This is a genomic window from Rhodothermales bacterium (assembly GCA_039944855.1).
GTDB lineage: Bacteria > Bacteroidota > Rhodothermia > Rhodothermales > JANQRZ01 > JBBSMX01.
The window spans coordinates 48,056-64,575 of sequence record JBDUXZ010000017.1 but is presented as its reverse complement, the minus strand read 5'-3'; the positions used below and the strand labels follow the sequence as shown (position 1 = coordinate 64,575).

General features: G+C 69.8%; 14 protein-coding genes. 12 read left to right on the top strand and 2 right to left on the bottom strand.

Features of this window, described 5'->3' with window-relative positions; all coding sequences use genetic code 11:
• Positions 1–126: 126 nt before the first annotated feature.
• Entirely contained in the window at positions 127–792 is a 666-nt protein-coding gene (locus tag ABJF88_08535; GenBank protein ID MEP0546965.1) for a phosphatase PAP2 family protein, read from the top strand.
• A gap of 64 nt (positions 793–856) precedes the next feature.
• Here the strand turns inward: ABJF88_08535 and ABJF88_08530 are convergent, their stop codons facing one another.
• Positions 857–3,883 (bottom strand): hypothetical protein, encoded by a 3,027-nt coding sequence (locus tag ABJF88_08530; protein ID MEP0546964.1) that lies wholly within the window; start codon positions 3,881–3,883, stop codon positions 857–859.
• Between the two features lie 165 nt (positions 3,884–4,048).
• On the bottom strand, positions 4,049–4,930 hold the full coding sequence (locus tag ABJF88_08525) for a LysR family transcriptional regulator (GenBank protein ID MEP0546963.1): 882 nt from the start codon (positions 4,928–4,930) through the stop codon (positions 4,049–4,051).
• Between the two features lie 120 nt (positions 4,931–5,050).
• On the opposite strand from ABJF88_08525, the gene ABJF88_08520 reads away from it, so the two are divergent.
• The 11 genes from ABJF88_08520 (at position 5,051) to ABJF88_08470 (ending at position 16,511) form a co-directional block, all read left to right on the top strand.
• Positions 5,051–6,163 (top strand): META domain-containing protein, encoded by a 1,113-nt coding sequence (locus tag ABJF88_08520; protein MEP0546962.1) that lies wholly within the window; start codon positions 5,051–5,053, stop codon positions 6,161–6,163.
• Positions 6,164–6,184: 21 nt separating this feature from the next.
• Complete coding sequence (locus ABJF88_08515) at positions 6,185–6,790, top strand: MliC family protein (GenBank protein MEP0546961.1); 606 nt, start codon at positions 6,185–6,187, stop codon at positions 6,788–6,790.
• Positions 6,791–6,885: 95 nt separating this feature from the next.
• Positions 6,886–8,157 (top strand): serine hydrolase, encoded by a 1,272-nt coding sequence (locus ABJF88_08510; GenBank protein MEP0546960.1) that lies wholly within the window; start codon positions 6,886–6,888, stop codon positions 8,155–8,157.
• Positions 8,158–8,159: 2 nt separating this feature from the next.
• Positions 8,160–8,933, top strand: coding sequence for a glucose 1-dehydrogenase (locus ABJF88_08505; protein MEP0546959.1), 774 nt, complete (start codon positions 8,160–8,162; stop codon positions 8,931–8,933).
• Between the two features lie 88 nt (positions 8,934–9,021).
• Positions 9,022–9,462 carry a hydroxyisourate hydrolase gene (uraH, locus tag ABJF88_08500; protein MEP0546958.1) on the top strand — a complete coding sequence of 147 codons (441 nt, stop codon included), beginning with the start codon at positions 9,022–9,024 and terminating at the stop codon, positions 9,460–9,462.
• A 67-nt stretch (positions 9,463–9,529) separates the two neighbouring features.
• Positions 9,530–10,702: a mechanosensitive ion channel family protein gene (locus ABJF88_08495; protein MEP0546957.1), complete on the top strand. Its 1,173-nt coding sequence runs from the start codon at positions 9,530–9,532 to the stop codon at positions 10,700–10,702.
• A 10-nt stretch (positions 10,703–10,712) separates the two neighbouring features.
• The gene (locus ABJF88_08490; GenBank protein MEP0546956.1) at positions 10,713–13,094 is read left to right on the top strand and encodes a patatin-like phospholipase family protein; all 2,382 of its coding nucleotides are present in this window, start codon (positions 10,713–10,715) and stop codon (positions 13,092–13,094) included.
• Between the two features lie 44 nt (positions 13,095–13,138).
• Positions 13,139–14,338 (top strand): MFS transporter, encoded by a 1,200-nt coding sequence (locus ABJF88_08485; GenBank protein MEP0546955.1) that lies wholly within the window; start codon positions 13,139–13,141, stop codon positions 14,336–14,338.
• A 474-nt stretch (positions 14,339–14,812) separates the two neighbouring features.
• Positions 14,813–15,250, top strand: coding sequence for a GreA/GreB family elongation factor (locus ABJF88_08480; protein MEP0546954.1), 438 nt, complete (start codon positions 14,813–14,815; stop codon positions 15,248–15,250).
• Positions 15,243–15,659: a hypothetical protein gene (locus tag ABJF88_08475; GenBank protein ID MEP0546953.1), complete on the top strand. Its 417-nt coding sequence runs from the start codon at positions 15,243–15,245 to the stop codon at positions 15,657–15,659. Before ABJF88_08480 ends, ABJF88_08475 begins: the two co-directional genes overlap by 8 nt.
• A gap of 111 nt (positions 15,660–15,770) precedes the next feature.
• Positions 15,771–16,511, top strand: coding sequence for a sulfite exporter TauE/SafE family protein (locus ABJF88_08470; GenBank protein MEP0546952.1), 741 nt, complete (start codon positions 15,771–15,773; stop codon positions 16,509–16,511).
• Positions 16,512–16,520 lie beyond the last annotated feature (9 nt).

Genomic DNA, 16,520 nt, shown 5'->3' with positions numbered 1-16,520 from the left:
CGGAGAAGGCCCGAACCGGATCCGCTCTCCAGGCTGCTCCCGGCATCCGCCCCCGACTGGCTATGCGCGCTCGTCGACAAAGCTGGCGAGCTGTTCCACGCCCTTCGCCGCCGCCGCGATCTCGCCTTGCTCCTAGCCCTTGTCGTGCTCGGAGCCGGGGCCTACGGCTTCGCCCACCTCGCCGAGGTCGTCACTGAGGGTGACGCGCAGACCGTGGACGAGCGGCTCCTCCTCCTCTTCCGCCACGCCGACGACCTGGCCGACCCCATCGGGGGTGTCGCGGTCGAGGAGGCTGTCCGCGACCTCACTGCGCTCGGCGGCGTCCTCCTGACGTCGCTCGTCACACTCCTCGCCGTGGGGTACTTCCTCCTCGACGGGCGTCCGCGCGCCGCCGGATTTCTCGTCGCGTCCGTCCTCAGCGGCGTGGCCGTGACGTTCGCGCTCAAGTCGGGGTTCGACCGGCCGCGTCCAGACCTCGTCGCGCACCAGATGGAGGCGCTCTCGGCGAGCTTCCCGAGCGGGCACTCGGCGACGGCGGCCGTGGTCTACCTCACGCTCGGAGCCCTTCTGGCGCGGGCGCTCCCGCGGCGGCGGCTGAAGGTGTACGTCGTGGCGACGGCCGTCGTGGTGACGCTCGCCATCGGGATCAGCCGCATCTATCTCGGCGTCCACTGGCCGACGGACGTGCTGGCAGGCTGGACGATAGGCGCGGCGTGGGCCCTCGCGGCATGGCTCGTCGAGCGGTACTTCCGGCGGCGCGGGTGGATCGAGCGGGGCAGTACGCTCGTCTGACGCCGGAGTTAGCGGTCCCTTCGAGCGCGCCCTGCGGTTAGTACGAAAGAGAGCCCGTGCCGCATCACAACACGTCGCGGAGGATACGCGACAGCCAGCGGTTGAGTGCGCTGTACGGCGGGATCAGCTCGTCGATCTGCCGCTGTTCTTCGACCCACGTCGTGCGCCCGAGCAGGAGCGCGAAGTCGGGGTAGTGGACCATGCTCCACGGGCCGGCCACGACGTGGAGCGTCTCGCCGTCGAGCATCATGCTGCGGGCGTCCTTGTTCATCGAGCCGACGAGGGCGAAGAACACGGTGCTGTCGCGGAGCTCCGGGGGTAGCTGGTCCACGCGGGCGACCATCGGGTGCGCCACGGCGGCGCGGGAGGCGATCGTACCCTGGACGCTGTCGGCGAGCGCCATCCCTCGGGCCGCGCTTGCGAGGCCCTCGCGAACTGTGGCGACGTCCATCTCACGCGCGATCTCCCGCATCACGGGCCGCATAGCGAGGAACTGCGTCTTGCGGTGAAGCTGCGGCAACCGCTCCACCGCGTCGGTCACGAGGGGGTCTGCCTCGAACCCGCCCTCGGTGAGCATATCGGGGGCGCGCGCGAGTAGGTCGTAGACCTCGTCGGAGAACGGGATCTCCTCGCGCATGAACGAGCCGGGGCCGAAGTTCTCCGCCGCCTCCGCCAGTACCGCCGGCAGGTCGTCCACGGGCGAGGTCCGGGTGTAGAGCCCGACGCGGAAGTCCCCGCCGGCTTGAGCGAACACGTCGCTCATCAGAGTCTGGACGGCGAGCAGCCGGGCGACAAGGGCGCGGCTCCTCGCCATCACCGGACTGGAAGCCGAGGGCGCGTTGGCGAGCGCCGGGGCGATCACGCGGACGGAGCAGCCGCGGAAGGCGGCCCCGACGAGTTGCCCCGCCCAGAAAGCGCTGAGCCAGAGCGAGTCCGGGGCGTAGATGACGCAGCCGCTCGGCATCAGCGTGTAGAGGATGGCTTGCGTGAGCGTCGCCTCTTTCGGCGCAAAGCCCACCTCGTTGTGCACGTTGAGCGCGTCGGCGTCGGCCCCGGCCTCGTTCCACTCGGCCACGAGATCGTCGTAGTTCGGGGGGCTTGTCTCCGCCCGGAGCGGCGGCGGAATCTCGGCGGCCTCGAAGCCCTGCACGAGCAGCAGCTCCCGCGCCGCGTCCTTGAGCGCGACGAGGGCCGGACCGACGGTGAGCACGCCCCGGTCCTCCCACGTCGGTGAGGCGTACTGCTCGCCAACCCCGGTACCGACGAAGAGCGCCCGACCGCGCCGGGGATCGCGCTCGGTCACGTCGTAGAAGGCGAGCTTGCGGTGGTCGCGCATCAGCTCGTCGGGGAGCAGGTCGGACCACCCCGGCCACCACGAGACCAGCTCCGACGAGCGGAACGAGAAGTCCGACGGGAAGGTGATGTTGACGTGGACCTTGACGACATCTCGTAGCCAGCCCTCGCCGTGCTCGGCCGCCTCGCGCTGGAGCCGCTCGGACCCGGCCACGGCCATGCGGAGTGCCTCCTGCGCCTGCCGGACGCCGGCCTCCATCTCGGGGTGCCCCGCCAGACCGAAGCGATGGCCGAGCGGGTCTTCGAGCACGTCCATCCAGATTTTCCCCTCGGTCGCGGCGTAGCTCTTCTCGTCGAGGAAGACGAAGAAGGCCGGCAGCGTCCCCGTCTCGTCGTAGCGCCGCACGGCCTGGGTGAGCGCGTCGAGATAGCCGCCCGTCGTCACCCGGTAGGCCACGGTGTCGGGCTGCCCGATGGGGTCGCGCCCGCTGTAGTCGTGGACCCACAGGACGTGGTACTCCTCGGCGGCGTGGAGCGAGGTGGTGAGATCGCGGAAGAACCAGGTGTTGTTGATCGGCAGGACGACGTTGCCCTGCGTGAAGGGACGCCTGACGGCGCGGCCGACGAGCGCATTCAACTCCTCCTGCGAGTCGTGCTGGTCGGGCCGCAGGCCGAGCTGGAGCGGGAGCCAGACCGGGCGCGAGTCCCCCGCCCACTGTCCCTGGATCCAAGCCCGGTTCGCCTCGGCGATGTCGAGCAGACCATCGAACGCGCCCTTCGCACGCCGCTGCGCCTCGGCGCTGAACATCGACGCGCCCAGCCACTGTCCGAAGCGAGCGCGAGCCGCCGGGAATAGCCCCCGCAGTGACTCGGTGCGCTTGGGTTGGCCGATGAGGCGGTCGTAGGGCAAGAGCACCTCGTCGAGGAGTGATGCCCGTGCGGCGTCGGCTAGGCTTTCGGCCGACGCTGCGCCTACGGTCTGGGCGAAGGCCCGCTCCAGGCCAGCGTGGTAGTCTTCTTCCGCCTGGGCGAACGTGGGGAAGCCGCCGCCCACCGACCCCCGCCGGGTGAGCGAGTCGCGCCAGGCGAGGACCTTCGTCTCGAACGCTTCGAGCGTCTTGGCCTCGTCGTCTCTGCCGCTGTTGTCGAGGAAGGCGTAGCTGAAGACGCTGAGCCAGAAGGCCCCCTCGGCGGCCTCGCGCAGCGCCTGCTCGACGTCCGCTCCGAGCGGCTCGGGGGCTGGGCCGGGGTCAGGGCTGGTAGGCAGCAGTGCGGTCGCGCTCGGCGGGCGGGCCTCGCCCAGCCAGCGCTGCGCGATGGGCATCGTCAGGCCGAGCCGGAGCGAGTGACCCCGCGTCGGCACCCAGTCGATGCGGAGCGCACCGCCCTGCCCGAACGGACCGCCGCGCTGGAGCGGGGGCAGCGCCGAGACGACTAAGTCCACCCCGCCCTCGCCGAACTGGTGCTCCACGCCTAGTTGGAACGCGAGGGACCGCGCGCTCCCGAGCAGACGGACGCCGCCCTCGACCCCGTCCGCCCAGCCGACGTACCCTTCGAGCGCGACCCCGAGGCCGACGATGGGGTTGACGAGGTCCCTGTACACCCCACCCGTGAGGTCCGGCCCCACCGCCTCCGCCTCACGATCCCAACTCGCCGCGCCCACCACGTAGGGCTTGAAGACGGGCGGCTGCCCCATCGACGTGATGCGGACGGGGGCCTGCGTCGTGTCCAGATGCACGTTCTGCGCGAAAGCGGTGGACGATAGGAGAAGCGCGGTAGCCAGGGCGAGGAAGCGCATAATCACGGTTTCAGATAGGAGGGGTAAGATGGCATAATCCTGTGGCAGACTCGATGGATACTCTGTATCACTACATGGATACTCTGTATCACTACAGTAGGCCCGATCTATCACACTCCTGGAGGTGGAGCGTCCGCCGCGCAGGGTTCAGCGGGACAAACCGTCCTACTCCGCGACCTCCTCGACCGCGCTCAGGAAGCGTGCGAGCAGCGGCGACTCGTCGCCCCGACGCCACACGACGCCGGTCTCAATCGTGAGCGTGGGCTCGACGAGTCGGGCGTACACCACCCCCGGATACCCCGGCTGGACACGGGCCGCGTGCATCGTGCCGACACCGACGCCTGCGGCCACGAGCCCGAGCAGGCTCTCGACGTGCCGGATCTCCTGGACCACGTGCGGCACGAAGCCGGCCTCCTGGCTCGCTCGGAGATAGGCGTCGTAGACCTCGGGGGCCGGTGCCCGCGCCCACGCGATCTGCGGCTCGTCGGCCAACTCGGCCAGCGCCACCGTATCGCAGCCTGCCAAGCGGTGGTCCTCGGGAAGCACCACCAGAATCGGAGCCTCGCCCAGCATTCGGACCTCGACGCCCCGCTCGTCGATGGGTAGGAGCACGAGCCCAACATCGGCCTGCCCCTCGCGCACGGCCTCGGTCTGCTCTCGGCTCCCAGTCTCCCAGAAGTTCAGGGTCACGCCGGGCACGTCAGCCCGGAACGTCCGGATCGCCTCGGCCAGCCCGTCGCGCATGATCGGGGCCTCGTAGCCGATTCGGAGCGAGCCCGCCCGCCCCTCGGCCACCGCCCGGACCGCCGCCTCGGCGCGCGTGGCCTCGGCCAGCACACGGCGGGCGTGGGGGAGAAGGACTTCTCCGACGGGTGTGAGCGCGACATTCCGCCGCGACCGCTCGAACAGGCGAGCGCCGATTTCGTCCTCGAATGTCCGGATCTGCTGGCTCAGCGTGGGCTGGGCGACGCACGACCGCTCTGCGGCCCGGCCGAAGTGCAGTTCCTCAGCGACGGCGACGAAGTAGCGGAGGTGGCGGAGTTCCATAGCAGAGGTCGTGATAGGTTGAGACTACTGGATTGATACAAAATATCCATCAAACCTATCGACGGCCGCGCCGTTTGATTTTCATTGAGTCCCTTCCTGCCCACCTCATCCCTTCTGACCATGCGCGCGCCCCTCGTTCCTGCTCTCGCCCTGCTTTTCTTTGGCCTGCTAGCCGCTGGCTGTGCCCCATCCGGGTCCCTCGGAGACGCGCCGGACCGGGCCGTCGGCCCGACGTGGCAGCTCGTCACGCTCGGTACGGACGCCGCCGGGGCCGAGGCCACCCTCACCTTTGACTCCGACGGCCGCGTCTTCGGAACGACCGGCTGCAACCGCTACTTCGGCACCTACGAACTGGCCCCGAGCGGCGCGCTCGCGCTCTCGAACGTCGGCTCGACGCGGATGGCCTGCCCGCCGGCCGAGATGACGCAGGAGACCCGCTTTCTCGACGCCCTGAACGGGGCCGAGCGCGTCGTGGTCGAGGGTGACCGGCTCATGCTCACAGCGAGCGGTGGCCCCCAACTCACCTTCCAATCCATGCCCAGCGAAACCGCCGACGCCACGCTCAGCGGGACGGTCACCTACCGCCCCCGCATCGCGCTTCCCTCCAATGCCGTCCTCTCCGTACGCCTGCTCGACGTCAGCCGCGCCGACGCGCCGTCGGTCACGCTCGCCGAGGAGCGCCTCGAGACGGCCGGGAGCCAGGTCCCCCTCCCGTTCTCGCTCGACTACGATTCGGCCGATGTCCATCCACGCAACCGCTACGTCGTGAGGGCGGAGATCTTCGACGCCGACGGCGTGCTCCTCTGGACGACCGACACGGCGTACCCCGTCGTGACCCAGGGCGCGCCCAAGAGCGAAATTGAGATTGTGCTGACCCAGGTGACCGAGGCGGACATCGGCGGGCTCGTCAGCCGGACGTGGCGGCTCGCCGAGATCCGGGAGCCGAGCGGCGTCACGATCTCGTACGAGGGTGAGGCCCCGTTCACGCTCTCCTTCGGGGCCGACGGCCGGTACAACGGGCAAGCCGACTGCAACCAGTACGGCGGCACGTTCGAGGCCACGCCCGGGGGGACGCTCCGCCTCTCCCAGGGACTCTCGACGCTCGCCGCGTGCCCCAACCCGTCCGTCTCGCAGGACTTCTTCGGCGTCTTCAACAGCGCGAGCCGCTACACCCTGGCCGACGGGCGTCTGACGCTCAGCAGCCCCGAGGGCGGCGCGCTCGTGTTCCAGTGAAGGGCTCAGGACGTGGGCGAGATGCCACCCCAGGAGACCCTCCGCGACTACACCTACCGCTGCGACAGCCCCGACGGCCCCTTCACCTTCCGCATCCGCACCGGGCCGGGGGAGATCGCGATCTGGCTGCCGGAGCGCTTCGAGGGCCCCCGCGGGACGTACCGCGTGCTCGGCCAGGTCCGCGCGGCGAGCGGCGTGAAGTACCAGGACGGTCCTGTGACGGTCTGGACGAAGGGGCTTGATGAGGCCCTGCTCGAAGTCGACGGGGAGGAATTCCTGAGCTGCCGTCGCAACGCGCAGCGTGAGCCGTGGGTGGAGGCGGAGCGCCTCGGCGTGGACTTCCGCGCCATCGGGCAGGAGCCGGGCTGGCACCTCGAAATCCGCGAAGGCGAACGCATCACGTTCGTCTACGCCTATGGCGACCGCAGCGCCATCATGCCTGCGCCGGAACCGGAGCGGACGAGCGATGCGACCGTCTACCACGCCGAGACCGAGGCGCACGACCTCACCGTCACCATCACCACCGATCCGTGCACCGACACGATGAGCGGCGAGCGCCTCCTAGCGACCGTCGTGGTCGAGCTCGATGGTGAGACGTTCCGCGGCTGCGGACGCTCGCTGCGCTGACTCACTGGACTGAGGGCACCCGCTTCCCCGCTCCACCTCTCACGATTCCCGAGCCTATCATGAAACAACTCCTCTTCCTCCTGGCCCTCCTCGCCATGTCCACGTCCACCCGTGCCCAAGACGCGCCCCTCTCCGCCCGTGACAGCGATCCGCTGGAGATGGGGTGGATGCAGGGTTCCCCTCCGCCCGCCGACAAGCTTCTGAGCGCGGCCGACGGGTCGTTCTTCGAGTTCCCGGCACTGCGGTGGAGCGTAGCCCACATGCGGCAGTTCCTGCCCACCGTCGACGTGTCGCGAGGGCTGGGTGCGCCGGTCCCCCTAGCGTACGCCCTCGACGGTAGCATCGACGCCGTCACGTTCATGCCCTGGGGGGCTGACGAGCCGATGACGTGGGAGGCCTCGCTGTGGGAGAACTACACCGACGGCATCCTGGTCCTCCACCGGGGGCGGATCGTCTACGAGCGGTACTTCGCCGCGCTCACAGCGGAAGGACAGCACGCGGCGATGTCTGTCACGAAGTCGCTCACCGGAATGATGGCGGCCACGCTCGCCGCCGAGGGCATCCTCGATCCGTCCGAGCCGGTGACCGCCTACGTTCCCGAACTCGAAGGCTCGGCGTTCGGCGAGGCCACGGTCCGCGAGGTCATGGATATGACCACGGCGCTCGACTACAGCGAGGATTACGCAGACCCCAACGCCGAAGTCTGGCAGTACGCCGTCGCCAGCAACCCGCTTCCCCAACCCGCCGGGTACACGGGTCCGGTCGGGACCCTGAGTTACCTCCAGACCCTCGAGCCACACGGGGAGCCCGGTCGAGTCTTCGCCTACAAGACGCCCAACGCGGACGCGCTCGGGTGGATCGTCAAGCGCGCCTCCGGGAAGTCCGTGGCCGATCTCCTCTCAGAGCGGGCATGGAGCCGTCTCGGGATGGAGCAGTCGGCCTACTTCCAGGTGGACGCTCAGGGCACGCCTGTGGCTGGGGGCGGATTCAGCGCCGGGCTCCGGGACATGGGCCGCTTCGGCGAGCTCGTTCGGAACGAAGGGATGTGGCGCGGCGAGCAGGTACTGCCCCGCCTCGCGATCGCCGACATCCGGCAGGGCGGAAGTAAAGAGGCGTTCGCGGCCTCGGATCACCCGGCCCTCCCAGGCTGGTCCTACCGCAACATGTGGTGGATCACCCACAACGAGCAAGGAGCGTTCGCCGCACGAGGCGTCCACGGGCAAACGATCTACATCGACCCGACAGCCGAAATGGTGATCGTCCGCTTCGCCTCGCATCCCGTTGCCGGGAACGCTGCGAACGATGCGACCTCGCTGCCCGCCTACCACGCCATCGCCGAGTACCTCATGGCCCAAGACGAAGAGTGACGATGAAACCGACTGAGCACTTCAACCTGAAAGACCATGTCGCCATCGTAACCGGCGGCGGCAACGGGATCGGCCGCGCCTGCTGCCGGATGCTGGCCGACTACGGGGCCGCCGTCGCCGTGGCCGACCTCGACCTGTCCGATGCCGAAGCCGTGGCTGAGGGGATTCGGGGGGATGGAGGCCGAGCCCTGGCCGTCCGCTGCGACGTGACCGACGATGCGGACCGGACGGGTCTGGTGGAACGGGCCGTCGCCGAGTTCGGTGGCGTCCACGTCCTCGTCAACAACGCGGGTGGCGGGGGAGCGGGACGCGAGAGCCCGACGGATATTTCGGTCGAGCAGTTCGCCTCGGTCTTCGCGCTCAACGTGTTCAGCGGGTGGCGGCTGGCGCAGCTCTGTGCGCCCCACATGAAGCGGGCGGGGACCGGCTCCATCGTCAACATCTCCTCGATGGCGTCGGTCAACCACAGCCCGGCCATCAGCGCCTACGCCTCGTCGAAGGCTGCCGTCAACCACATGACGGCGAACCTCGCCTTCGACTACGGCCCCACGGTCCGCGTCAACGCCGTCGCCCCCGGCGCGGTGCGGACCGATGCGCTCGCCTCCGTCCTCACGCCCGAGATCGAGCGCCGGATGCTGGCGCACACGCCGCTGGAGCGGCTCGGCGAGGTCGAGGACATCGCTGGGGCCGTGCTCTACTTCGCCGCCCCGATCTCGTCGTGGGTGAGCGGGCAGGTGCTCTTCGTCAACGGCGGCGGCGTGCAGACGCTGGATTGACCGCTCGATGAGCCGCTACCCCGTCTCCCCAAAGTAATTCCCTTTCAGAAGGGTTCCCCTTTCAGATCCCAAACCAACCGTACGCGCCATGTCCATCCGTCTATTCCTCGCTGCCCTCTGCGCCCTCCTCACCGCACCACTCGCGTCCTCGCAAGACCTCTCCACGCACGTGCTCGACCTCGCCCGAGGTGTCGGCGGCAGCGGCGTCCCCGTCATGCTCGAGGTCAAGCAGGGCGATGCCTGGACCGAGATCGGCCGCGCCGTATCGGCCGAAAACGGGCGCGTCGAGTCGTTCGACCGCACGCCGTCGGCGCCCGGCGCGCCTAGCGCGGGGTGGTACCGGCTCACGTTCGACATGGAGGGCTACTGGTCATCCTTCGCGTCCGAGGCCCCGGAGGACTCCGCGGGTCCGGCCCTGCCGTTCTTCCCCGAGATCGTCGTCGTGTTTCGTCTGGACGACCCCTCGGTGCACACCCACGTGCCCGTCGTGGTGAGCCCGTACGGGTACAGCACGTACCGCGGGAACTGAGACGGCGGCCTAAGCTGTCCGGTAACCCTTCGCTCTCATCAGCACCCGCCTTTGCGTCGGTCACCCCATGCGCGCGCTCCTGCACCGATACCTCGACGACGAACTCCTCGCCCGCTCCGTGCTCGGCGCGACGGTCGAGGAGTGGCTGCTGCTCGTCGCCGCGCTCGTCGTCACGGCACTCCTGATGCTCGGGGCACGGGCGCTGATCCACTGGCGCATCCGCCGCACGTCTGACCGCGAGACGCTCTGGGTCGAGCAGGTCATCACGAACGTCTTGGTGCGCACGCGGGGGTATTTCCTCTTCGCGCTCGCGCTCTACCTCGCCGCCCGCATTACCGGATGGGACGAGCGCGGGCTGGCGTGGACGGCGGGCCTGCTGACCCTCGCCGCCCTCCTTCAGTCGGGCCGGTGGATCACCGGGCTGATCACGCTCTGGATGGAGCGCTACAAGGCCGAGAAGCTGGAGGCCGACGCCGCGGCCGTGACGAGTATGCAGGCCGTCAGCTTCCTCTCGCGCCTCGTCGTATGGGCGGTGATCGGGCTGATGCTGCTCGACAACCTCGGCATCGACGTGACGGCGCTCGTGGCCGGGCTGGGCATCGGCGGGATCGCGATCGGCCTCGCCGTGCAGAACATCCTCGGCGACCTCTTCGCCTCGCTCTCGATCGTGCTCGACAAGCCGTTCGTGATCGGGGACACGCTCGCCGTCGGGACGGACTTCGGGACGGTCGAGCACATCGGGCTGAAGTCGACCCGGCTGCGGAGCCTGTCCGGCGAGCAGATCGTGTTCTCGAACGGCGACCTCCTGGCGAGCCGCGTGCGGAACTACCGCCGGATGGTCGAGCGCCGCGTCGTCTTCACTTTCGGCGTCACCTACGACACCCCCCACGCCACGCTCCAGGCGATCCCCGGCCTCGTCCGCGACGCCGTCGAGCGGGAGGCCCCGGACCTGCCACGCCTCCGGTTCGACCGCGCCCACTTCAAGGCGTTCGGCGACTCCTCGCTCGACTTCGAGGTGGTCTACCACGTCCTCGACTCCGACTACGGCCGCTACATGGACGCGCAGCAGGCGATCAACCTCGGGCTCGTCGCGGCCTTCGAAGAGCGGGGGATCGATTTCGCCTTCCCCACGCGGACGCTCCACATCGCGACGGCGGAGATCGCGACGGCGGAGACGGCGGGCCGCCGTCTCACGCCTGTCACCGGCCCTTCCGATGCGCCCGCCACGTCTGCTCCCTGACCCCGCTGCCATGTCCCCGTTCTCGAAGCTCCTCCCCGCGCTCGCGTGCGCCCTCGTCCTTCTGCTGATTGCCGGTCCGCTAGCCGTCGCCCAATCCCCAAGGCCGGATCGATCAGCCGAGCGCCCGACCGTCGCGCTCGCGCTCGGGGGCGGTGCCGCCAAGGGGTTCGCCCACATCGGCGTCCTTCAGGTGCTCGAAGAGGAAGGCGTCCCGGTCGACATCGTCGCGGGCACCAGTATGGGTGCGCTCATGGGCGGGCTCTTCGCGGTGGGCTACACCGGGTACGACCTCGAACGGATCGTGCTGGGCCTCGACGTACCCTCGCTCCTCTTCGGCTCAAACGACCCGCCCGCGCTCACGCTCGGCGAAACCCTCGCCCCGGGACCGACGCTTCTGGACATTCCGATGCGCGGGCTCTCGCCTGCGCTCCCGGACGGAATCCTGACGGGCCAGCCGGTCTTGGAACTGATGGCCCGGCTGATGTGGGACGTGCAGGACGTGACCGACTTCCGCGAGTTGCCGCGGCCCTTCGCCTGCAACGCCATCGAACTGGTCTCGGGCGAGGACGTGATGCTCGACCGGGGCTACCTGCCGCTCGCCATCCGGACGTGCTTCTCGATGCCGGGCACCTTTCGGCCCATTCCCTACGACGGCGGCATCTATTACGACGGCGGCCCGGACCACATGCTCCCGACGGCCGAGGCCGAGGCGCTCGGCGGCGACCTCGTCATCGCGGTCGACGTAGGCACCGACATCGACCCGGAGACGGGCGAGTTGCGGCTGACGGCAGAGGGCAACAACGTCAACCTGCTCGTGCTCTTCGAGAAGGCGACCGGCACCACGCGCCGCCGCCGCGCCAAGGCCGACCGTGAGCGCGCCGACGTGCTCATCCAGCCCGATGTGGGTGCCGTCGTCACGGCTGGCATGACGGACATAGCACCCTGGATCGCCGAGGGCCGCCGCGTCGCCACCGAAGCGATGCCGGCCATCCGCGCGCTCCTGGACGCGAACGGCATCGAGCGTGTCCCCATTCCGCTCGCGTCGCCCGGACCCTTCGAGGCTGTTCGCATCGGGTCCGTCCGCTTCGAGGGCATCGACGGACCGGCGCTCCGGCTCGCCGAGCGGATCACCGCGCTCCGCCTTCCCACCGACCTCAGCCCGGACGACGTGGACCTTCTCGTCGAACGCCTCGTCGCCACGGGCAGCTACGACTACGTCATCCCGCGCGTCGTGAGGGGAGCCGGGGGCGAGCCGGGCGTGCTCGAAATCTCACTCGTTCCCAAAGACCCGCCGGACCGGCTGGGCCTGGGGCTTCGCTACGACGACCTCAACGGCGGCGAGCTGCTCGCCCAACTCACGCTCCGACACCGACTCCGCTGGGGCGACCGATCGGCGCTCGCCGTCCGCCTCGGCCGCCAGTCCCAGGCGCTCGCCACCTACACGATGCCGCTCGGGCTCACGTCGCTCGTCGAGGTCGGCGCTCAGGCCAGCGTCACCGAGGCACCCGTCTCGGTCGACCTGTTCGGCGAGCAGAAGGACCGCTCCGTCCTCACGCAGCGCGTCGCCGAGGGCGGACTCGTGGCGAGCTGGTCGCCGCTCTCCTCTCTCCTCGTCGGTGGCTCTGTCGGCGGTGGCTTAGGCCGCGACGAGATCACGGACTTCTCGGTTGACGCCAACACGGTCTTCCCCGGGCCGGACGGCACACCCATCGTCCTCGACCCGGAAGGCGTCGTGCTCCGCGAGCGCTGGGCCTCGGGCACCGCGTTCGCCGAAATGCGCACGCTGGACCGGCTGAACCTACCCACGCGCGGCCTCCGGCTCCGCGCCCAGGCCGAGGCCGGGCAGGGTCGCCTCGACGCGACGGAGTTCACCGACCGCGTCGCCGAGCAGGCCAGCGTCTCGGCCGACACCCTCGGCCTCCTCGGCATCCAGTCGGGGGCGTTCACGCGCGCCCTCTTCGACGCCGAGGTCTGGGTCCCCGTCTCGCCCCGCGTCTCGCTCACTGGTCGCACCGCCTACGCCAGAGGCTCGGGCGACGGACTGCCGCTGGGCCGGCGGACGTTCGTCGGGGGGATACAGACGGTGACGGTCCTGCCGGGCACGTTCCTTCCACTCTACGGTCACCCGTCCGAAGCACTCACCGGCCCCAACGCGTGGCTCGGCGTCGCTGGCATCCAGATTGACACGGGAGGCCTCGTGGCTCACCTCTTCGCCAATGCTGGCCGTGCCTTCGGTGACGACGACGCGATCGTGGACACCGACGACGTGTTGGCGGGGCTGGGCCTCGACCTCGCCTACCGCACGCCCATCGGCCCGCTTGTGCTCTCGCTCGGGACGGACCGGCTCGACCGGTTTCCCGATGTCGGCCTCCGCATCGGCTACGTGTTTTAGCGGTGCAGAGACCGGACATATCCGACGACCGCGAGAAGCCGCCTATGCACGCGCCGAACCCTGTCCGGCAGCAGGGCACTCTGCGTCGGGGGCTACTGGTGATGGGCATCGTGCTCATCGCCGTGAACCTCCGTCCGGCGCTCGCCGGCATCGGCCCGCTCGTCGCCGACATCCGTGACGCGACAGGCCTCTCGAACACGGCCCTCGGGCTGCTGACGACGCTCCCGCTCCTCGCCTTCGGGTTCGTCTCTGCCCTCACGCCGCTTGTGACGCGGCGGAGAGGGATTGAGGGGGCACTCGCCGTTGCCCTGGCTCTGATCGGCGTGGGGACGGTGGTGCGCGCGGTGCCTTCGGTCGCGTTGCTCTTCGGCGGGATGGCGCTGCTCGGCGTGGGAATCGCGCTCGGCAACGTGCTCCTCCCGGCCCTCGTCAAGCGCGACTTCCCCGAGCGGTCCGGCCCGATGACGAGCCTGTATTCGAGCGCGATGGGCGTGGGCGCAACGGTCGCCGCCGGCGTCGCCGTACCGCTCGCAGCGGTGCTCGGGTGGCGCGGCTCGCTCGGGGCATGGGCGGTGCTCGCGCTCGTCGCCCTCGCCGCGTGGCTCCCGCAGCTCCGACGGCGGACGCCCGCCCGGACGTCCCGGAGTGTAGGCGCGTCGCTGCGTGACCTCGGCCGCTCGCCGCTGGCGTGGCAGGTCGCGCTCTTCATGGGGCTCCAGTCGCTCACGTTCTACGTCGTGCTGGCGTGGCTCCCCGACCTCCTCCAGAGCCGCGGGCTGGGCGCGGCCGAGGCCGGATGGATGCTCGCACTCTCGCAGGCCACGGGCGTCCTGGGCTCAGCCGTCGTCCCGCTCTGGGCCGGCCGCCGCGCCGACCAACGCGGCATCGTGTGGGCGCTCGCGCTCGTCGAGGCCGTCGCCCTCGCTGGGCTCCTCGCACCCGGCCTCGACCTCGCCGCTCTCTGGGTGGGGCTGCTCGGGTTCGTGCTGGGGGGGACGTTTGGGCTCTCGCTGCTCTTCCTCGTCGTCCGCGCCGCGGATGCGGAGACGGCTACGGCGCTCTCAGGGATGGCGCAGTCGGTAGGCTACCTGCTGGCGGCCGTCGGCCCGACCCTCTTCGGCGCGCTCCACGACCTCTCGGGGGGGTGGAGCGTCCCGCTTCTGTCCCTCGTCGTCGTACTCGGCGCGAAGGTGGTCGTGGGGCTCGGGGCGGGAAGGGTGGGGGAGATCCACCCCGCGACCTGACCGCCGCCCCTCACGCAGTGCGGCTCTACGAAGGTATGGGAGGCCAGTACGTCCGTCGATCTCGAACACGCAGCGCGGGCGGCCGATCCGATACGCCTTCCCTATCGGGGAATACGATTAAAAGATTGGACTTATCGCTGAAAGGTCCCGATACTCAATCAGAGCCCGGCGGCTTCCGCCGACTCCGGGGTCCCCAACGGTCCCTCAATCCCTTCTCTACGGCCCATCAAGGGCCGGGGCTCTACGGCCCCGGCCCGTCGGGTGGTAGAGCCGTGTGATCTACCCACCGAGCCCTCGGCCTAGACGGGGACCACTGGAGCCACGCAGGGAGGCGCACCGCGAGGCTTCGCGACGAGACTCGATGTTCCACCTCCAGTAGGCTCCGCGGCGAGGGTCGGTCCCCGGCTACCTCCCCATTTCCGTCGGACGGCACTACCGTCGAACGGAGACGGCCACTCATCGTTATCGACCGCCATGAAAAAGACCGCTCGTCAGAATACCCTCTACGTCACGGAACTGGACCGGGGCATGCTCTACCGGCTCATCACGTCGCGGCAGCCGGCAGGCCAGGACGTCAAGTCTCTCGTAGACCTGACGGACGAGCTAGAGCGGGCCGTCGTCGTCCCCTCCACGGACGTTCCCCCGACCGTCGTCACCCTCAACTCACGGGTGCGGATCCGGGACGTTGATACCGGTGAGAAAGGGGAATACACCCTCGTAATGCCGGGCAGCGCCGACTTCCGCCAAGGAAGGGTCTCGGTGCTCGCGCCGGTGGGCACGGCGCTGCTCGGGCAGCAGGAGGGGGACGTCGTGGAATGGGTCGTCCCCGCCGGACGGAAGCGGTTCTGCATCGAGGCCGTCCTGTATCAACCGGAAGCCGCCGGCGCAGAGGGAGCGTTGGCCGTTGCGTGAGGGCCTCGCCGTGATCAACCCCACGTTCCTCATCGCCTCCGCGATCAACACCGACGGCCAAGTCGAGCTGCCGGCTGTCCGAGAAGCGATTCCCTCCGCGCTCGCGCGGGCGCTCTTCGAGGTGGATCCGGCCGGCGGGTTCGTCCAGCAGGTCGTGCCGCGCACGGCCAAGGTTTTGGCGTTCCCCGGCAAGTGGCGGCCCCTCGACATGACGTTCTTCGCGCGTTGCTTGTGCTGCCAGTTCGGTGTCCTCACGCCCGAGCTCTTCGCCATCCGAGGGCACCCGACGACGGGCGGACTCCGGGGGCGCCTCTTGCATACAGACCCCACGTCCGAGGAGGTTCGGCGGCGGACGCTCCGCAGCGCTTTCCTCATCCACCTCTCAGCCTACGAGGAGCGCCTCATCTGAGGGTGCCTCCCGAGCTCGAGGGGAGTGCCCAAGCTGCGTCGGAGAAGTAGTGGCGTGCTCCAACTGCCCCACGGAGCGTATCCTCCCACTGACCTCGTAAACGTCTAGCGGGTGGAAGCGGGCCCCCTCATCGTCCTCGGCGGGCTCGTATTCGTGGCCGCCGTCCTCTACGCCTCCGTCGGCCACGGCGGAGCCTCGGGCTACCTCGCGGCGATGGCGTTCCTCGGCGTGGCACCGCCGGAGATGCGGCCGGCCGCCCTCGTGCTCAACGTGCTCGTCGCCGGGATCGGGAGTGTGAAGTTCTACCGCGCCGGTCGCTTCTCATGGACGGCCTTCTGGCCGTTCGCCGCGTTCTCGGTACCGTTCGCTTACATCGGCGGGGCGGCGACGCTGCCGGGCGCGTTCTACCGTCCCCTCGTGGGGCTCGTCCTGCTCTACGCGGCGTACCGGCTCCTGCGCCAGCCACGGGGGGTGCCTTCTACCCCAGCGGGAGCGGCCCCGCACGGGGTGGCGCTCGCGGTCGGGGCCGTCATCGGCCTGCTCTCCGGCCTCACGGGCGTTGGCGGCGGCATCTTCCTGAGTCCGCTCCTCGTGCTGGCGGGGTGGACGGACGTGCGAACGGCCTCGGGCGTGGCGGCGGCGTTCATCCTCGTCAACTCGGTAGCCGGGCTGCTCGGGCAAGCCACACAGGGCGCGATGCTGCCGCCGTTCCTTCCCGGTCTCGCCGTGGCGGCCCTGGCCGGTGGGTGGATCGGGGCCGAGTTGGGAAGCCGTCGGCTCCCCGCACCGGCCGTCCGGCGGCTCTTGGGCGTGGTGCTGATCGTGGCGGGGCTGAAGATGCTTGCGACGTAGCCCCGGCTC

Excerpts from the sequence above, each read along its gene's own strand:
- ABJF88_08530 (MEP0546964.1), bottom strand. The coding sequence starts at position 3,883 with ATGCGCTTCCTCGCCCTGGCTACCGCGCTTCTCCTATCGTCCACCGCT.
- ABJF88_08525 (MEP0546963.1), bottom strand. The coding sequence starts at position 4,930 with ATGGAACTCCGCCACCTCCGCTACTTCGTCGCCGTCGCTGAGGAACTG.
- ABJF88_08520 (MEP0546962.1), top strand. The coding sequence starts at position 5,051 with ATGCGCGCGCCCCTCGTTCCTGCTCTCGCCCTGCTTTTCTTTGGCCTG.
- ABJF88_08515 (MEP0546961.1), top strand. The coding sequence starts at position 6,185 with ATGCCACCCCAGGAGACCCTCCGCGACTACACCTACCGCTGCGACAGC.
- ABJF88_08510 (MEP0546960.1), top strand. The coding sequence starts at position 6,886 with ATGTCCACGTCCACCCGTGCCCAAGACGCGCCCCTCTCCGCCCGTGAC.
- ABJF88_08505 (MEP0546959.1), top strand. The coding sequence starts at position 8,160 with ATGAAACCGACTGAGCACTTCAACCTGAAAGACCATGTCGCCATCGTA.
- uraH (MEP0546958.1), top strand. The coding sequence starts at position 9,022 with ATGTCCATCCGTCTATTCCTCGCTGCCCTCTGCGCCCTCCTCACCGCA.
- ABJF88_08495 (MEP0546957.1), top strand. The coding sequence starts at position 9,530 with ATGCGCGCGCTCCTGCACCGATACCTCGACGACGAACTCCTCGCCCGC.
- ABJF88_08490 (MEP0546956.1), top strand. The coding sequence starts at position 10,713 with ATGTCCCCGTTCTCGAAGCTCCTCCCCGCGCTCGCGTGCGCCCTCGTC.
- ABJF88_08485 (MEP0546955.1), top strand. The coding sequence starts at position 13,139 with ATGCACGCGCCGAACCCTGTCCGGCAGCAGGGCACTCTGCGTCGGGGG.
- ABJF88_08480 (MEP0546954.1), top strand. The coding sequence starts at position 14,813 with ATGAAAAAGACCGCTCGTCAGAATACCCTCTACGTCACGGAACTGGAC.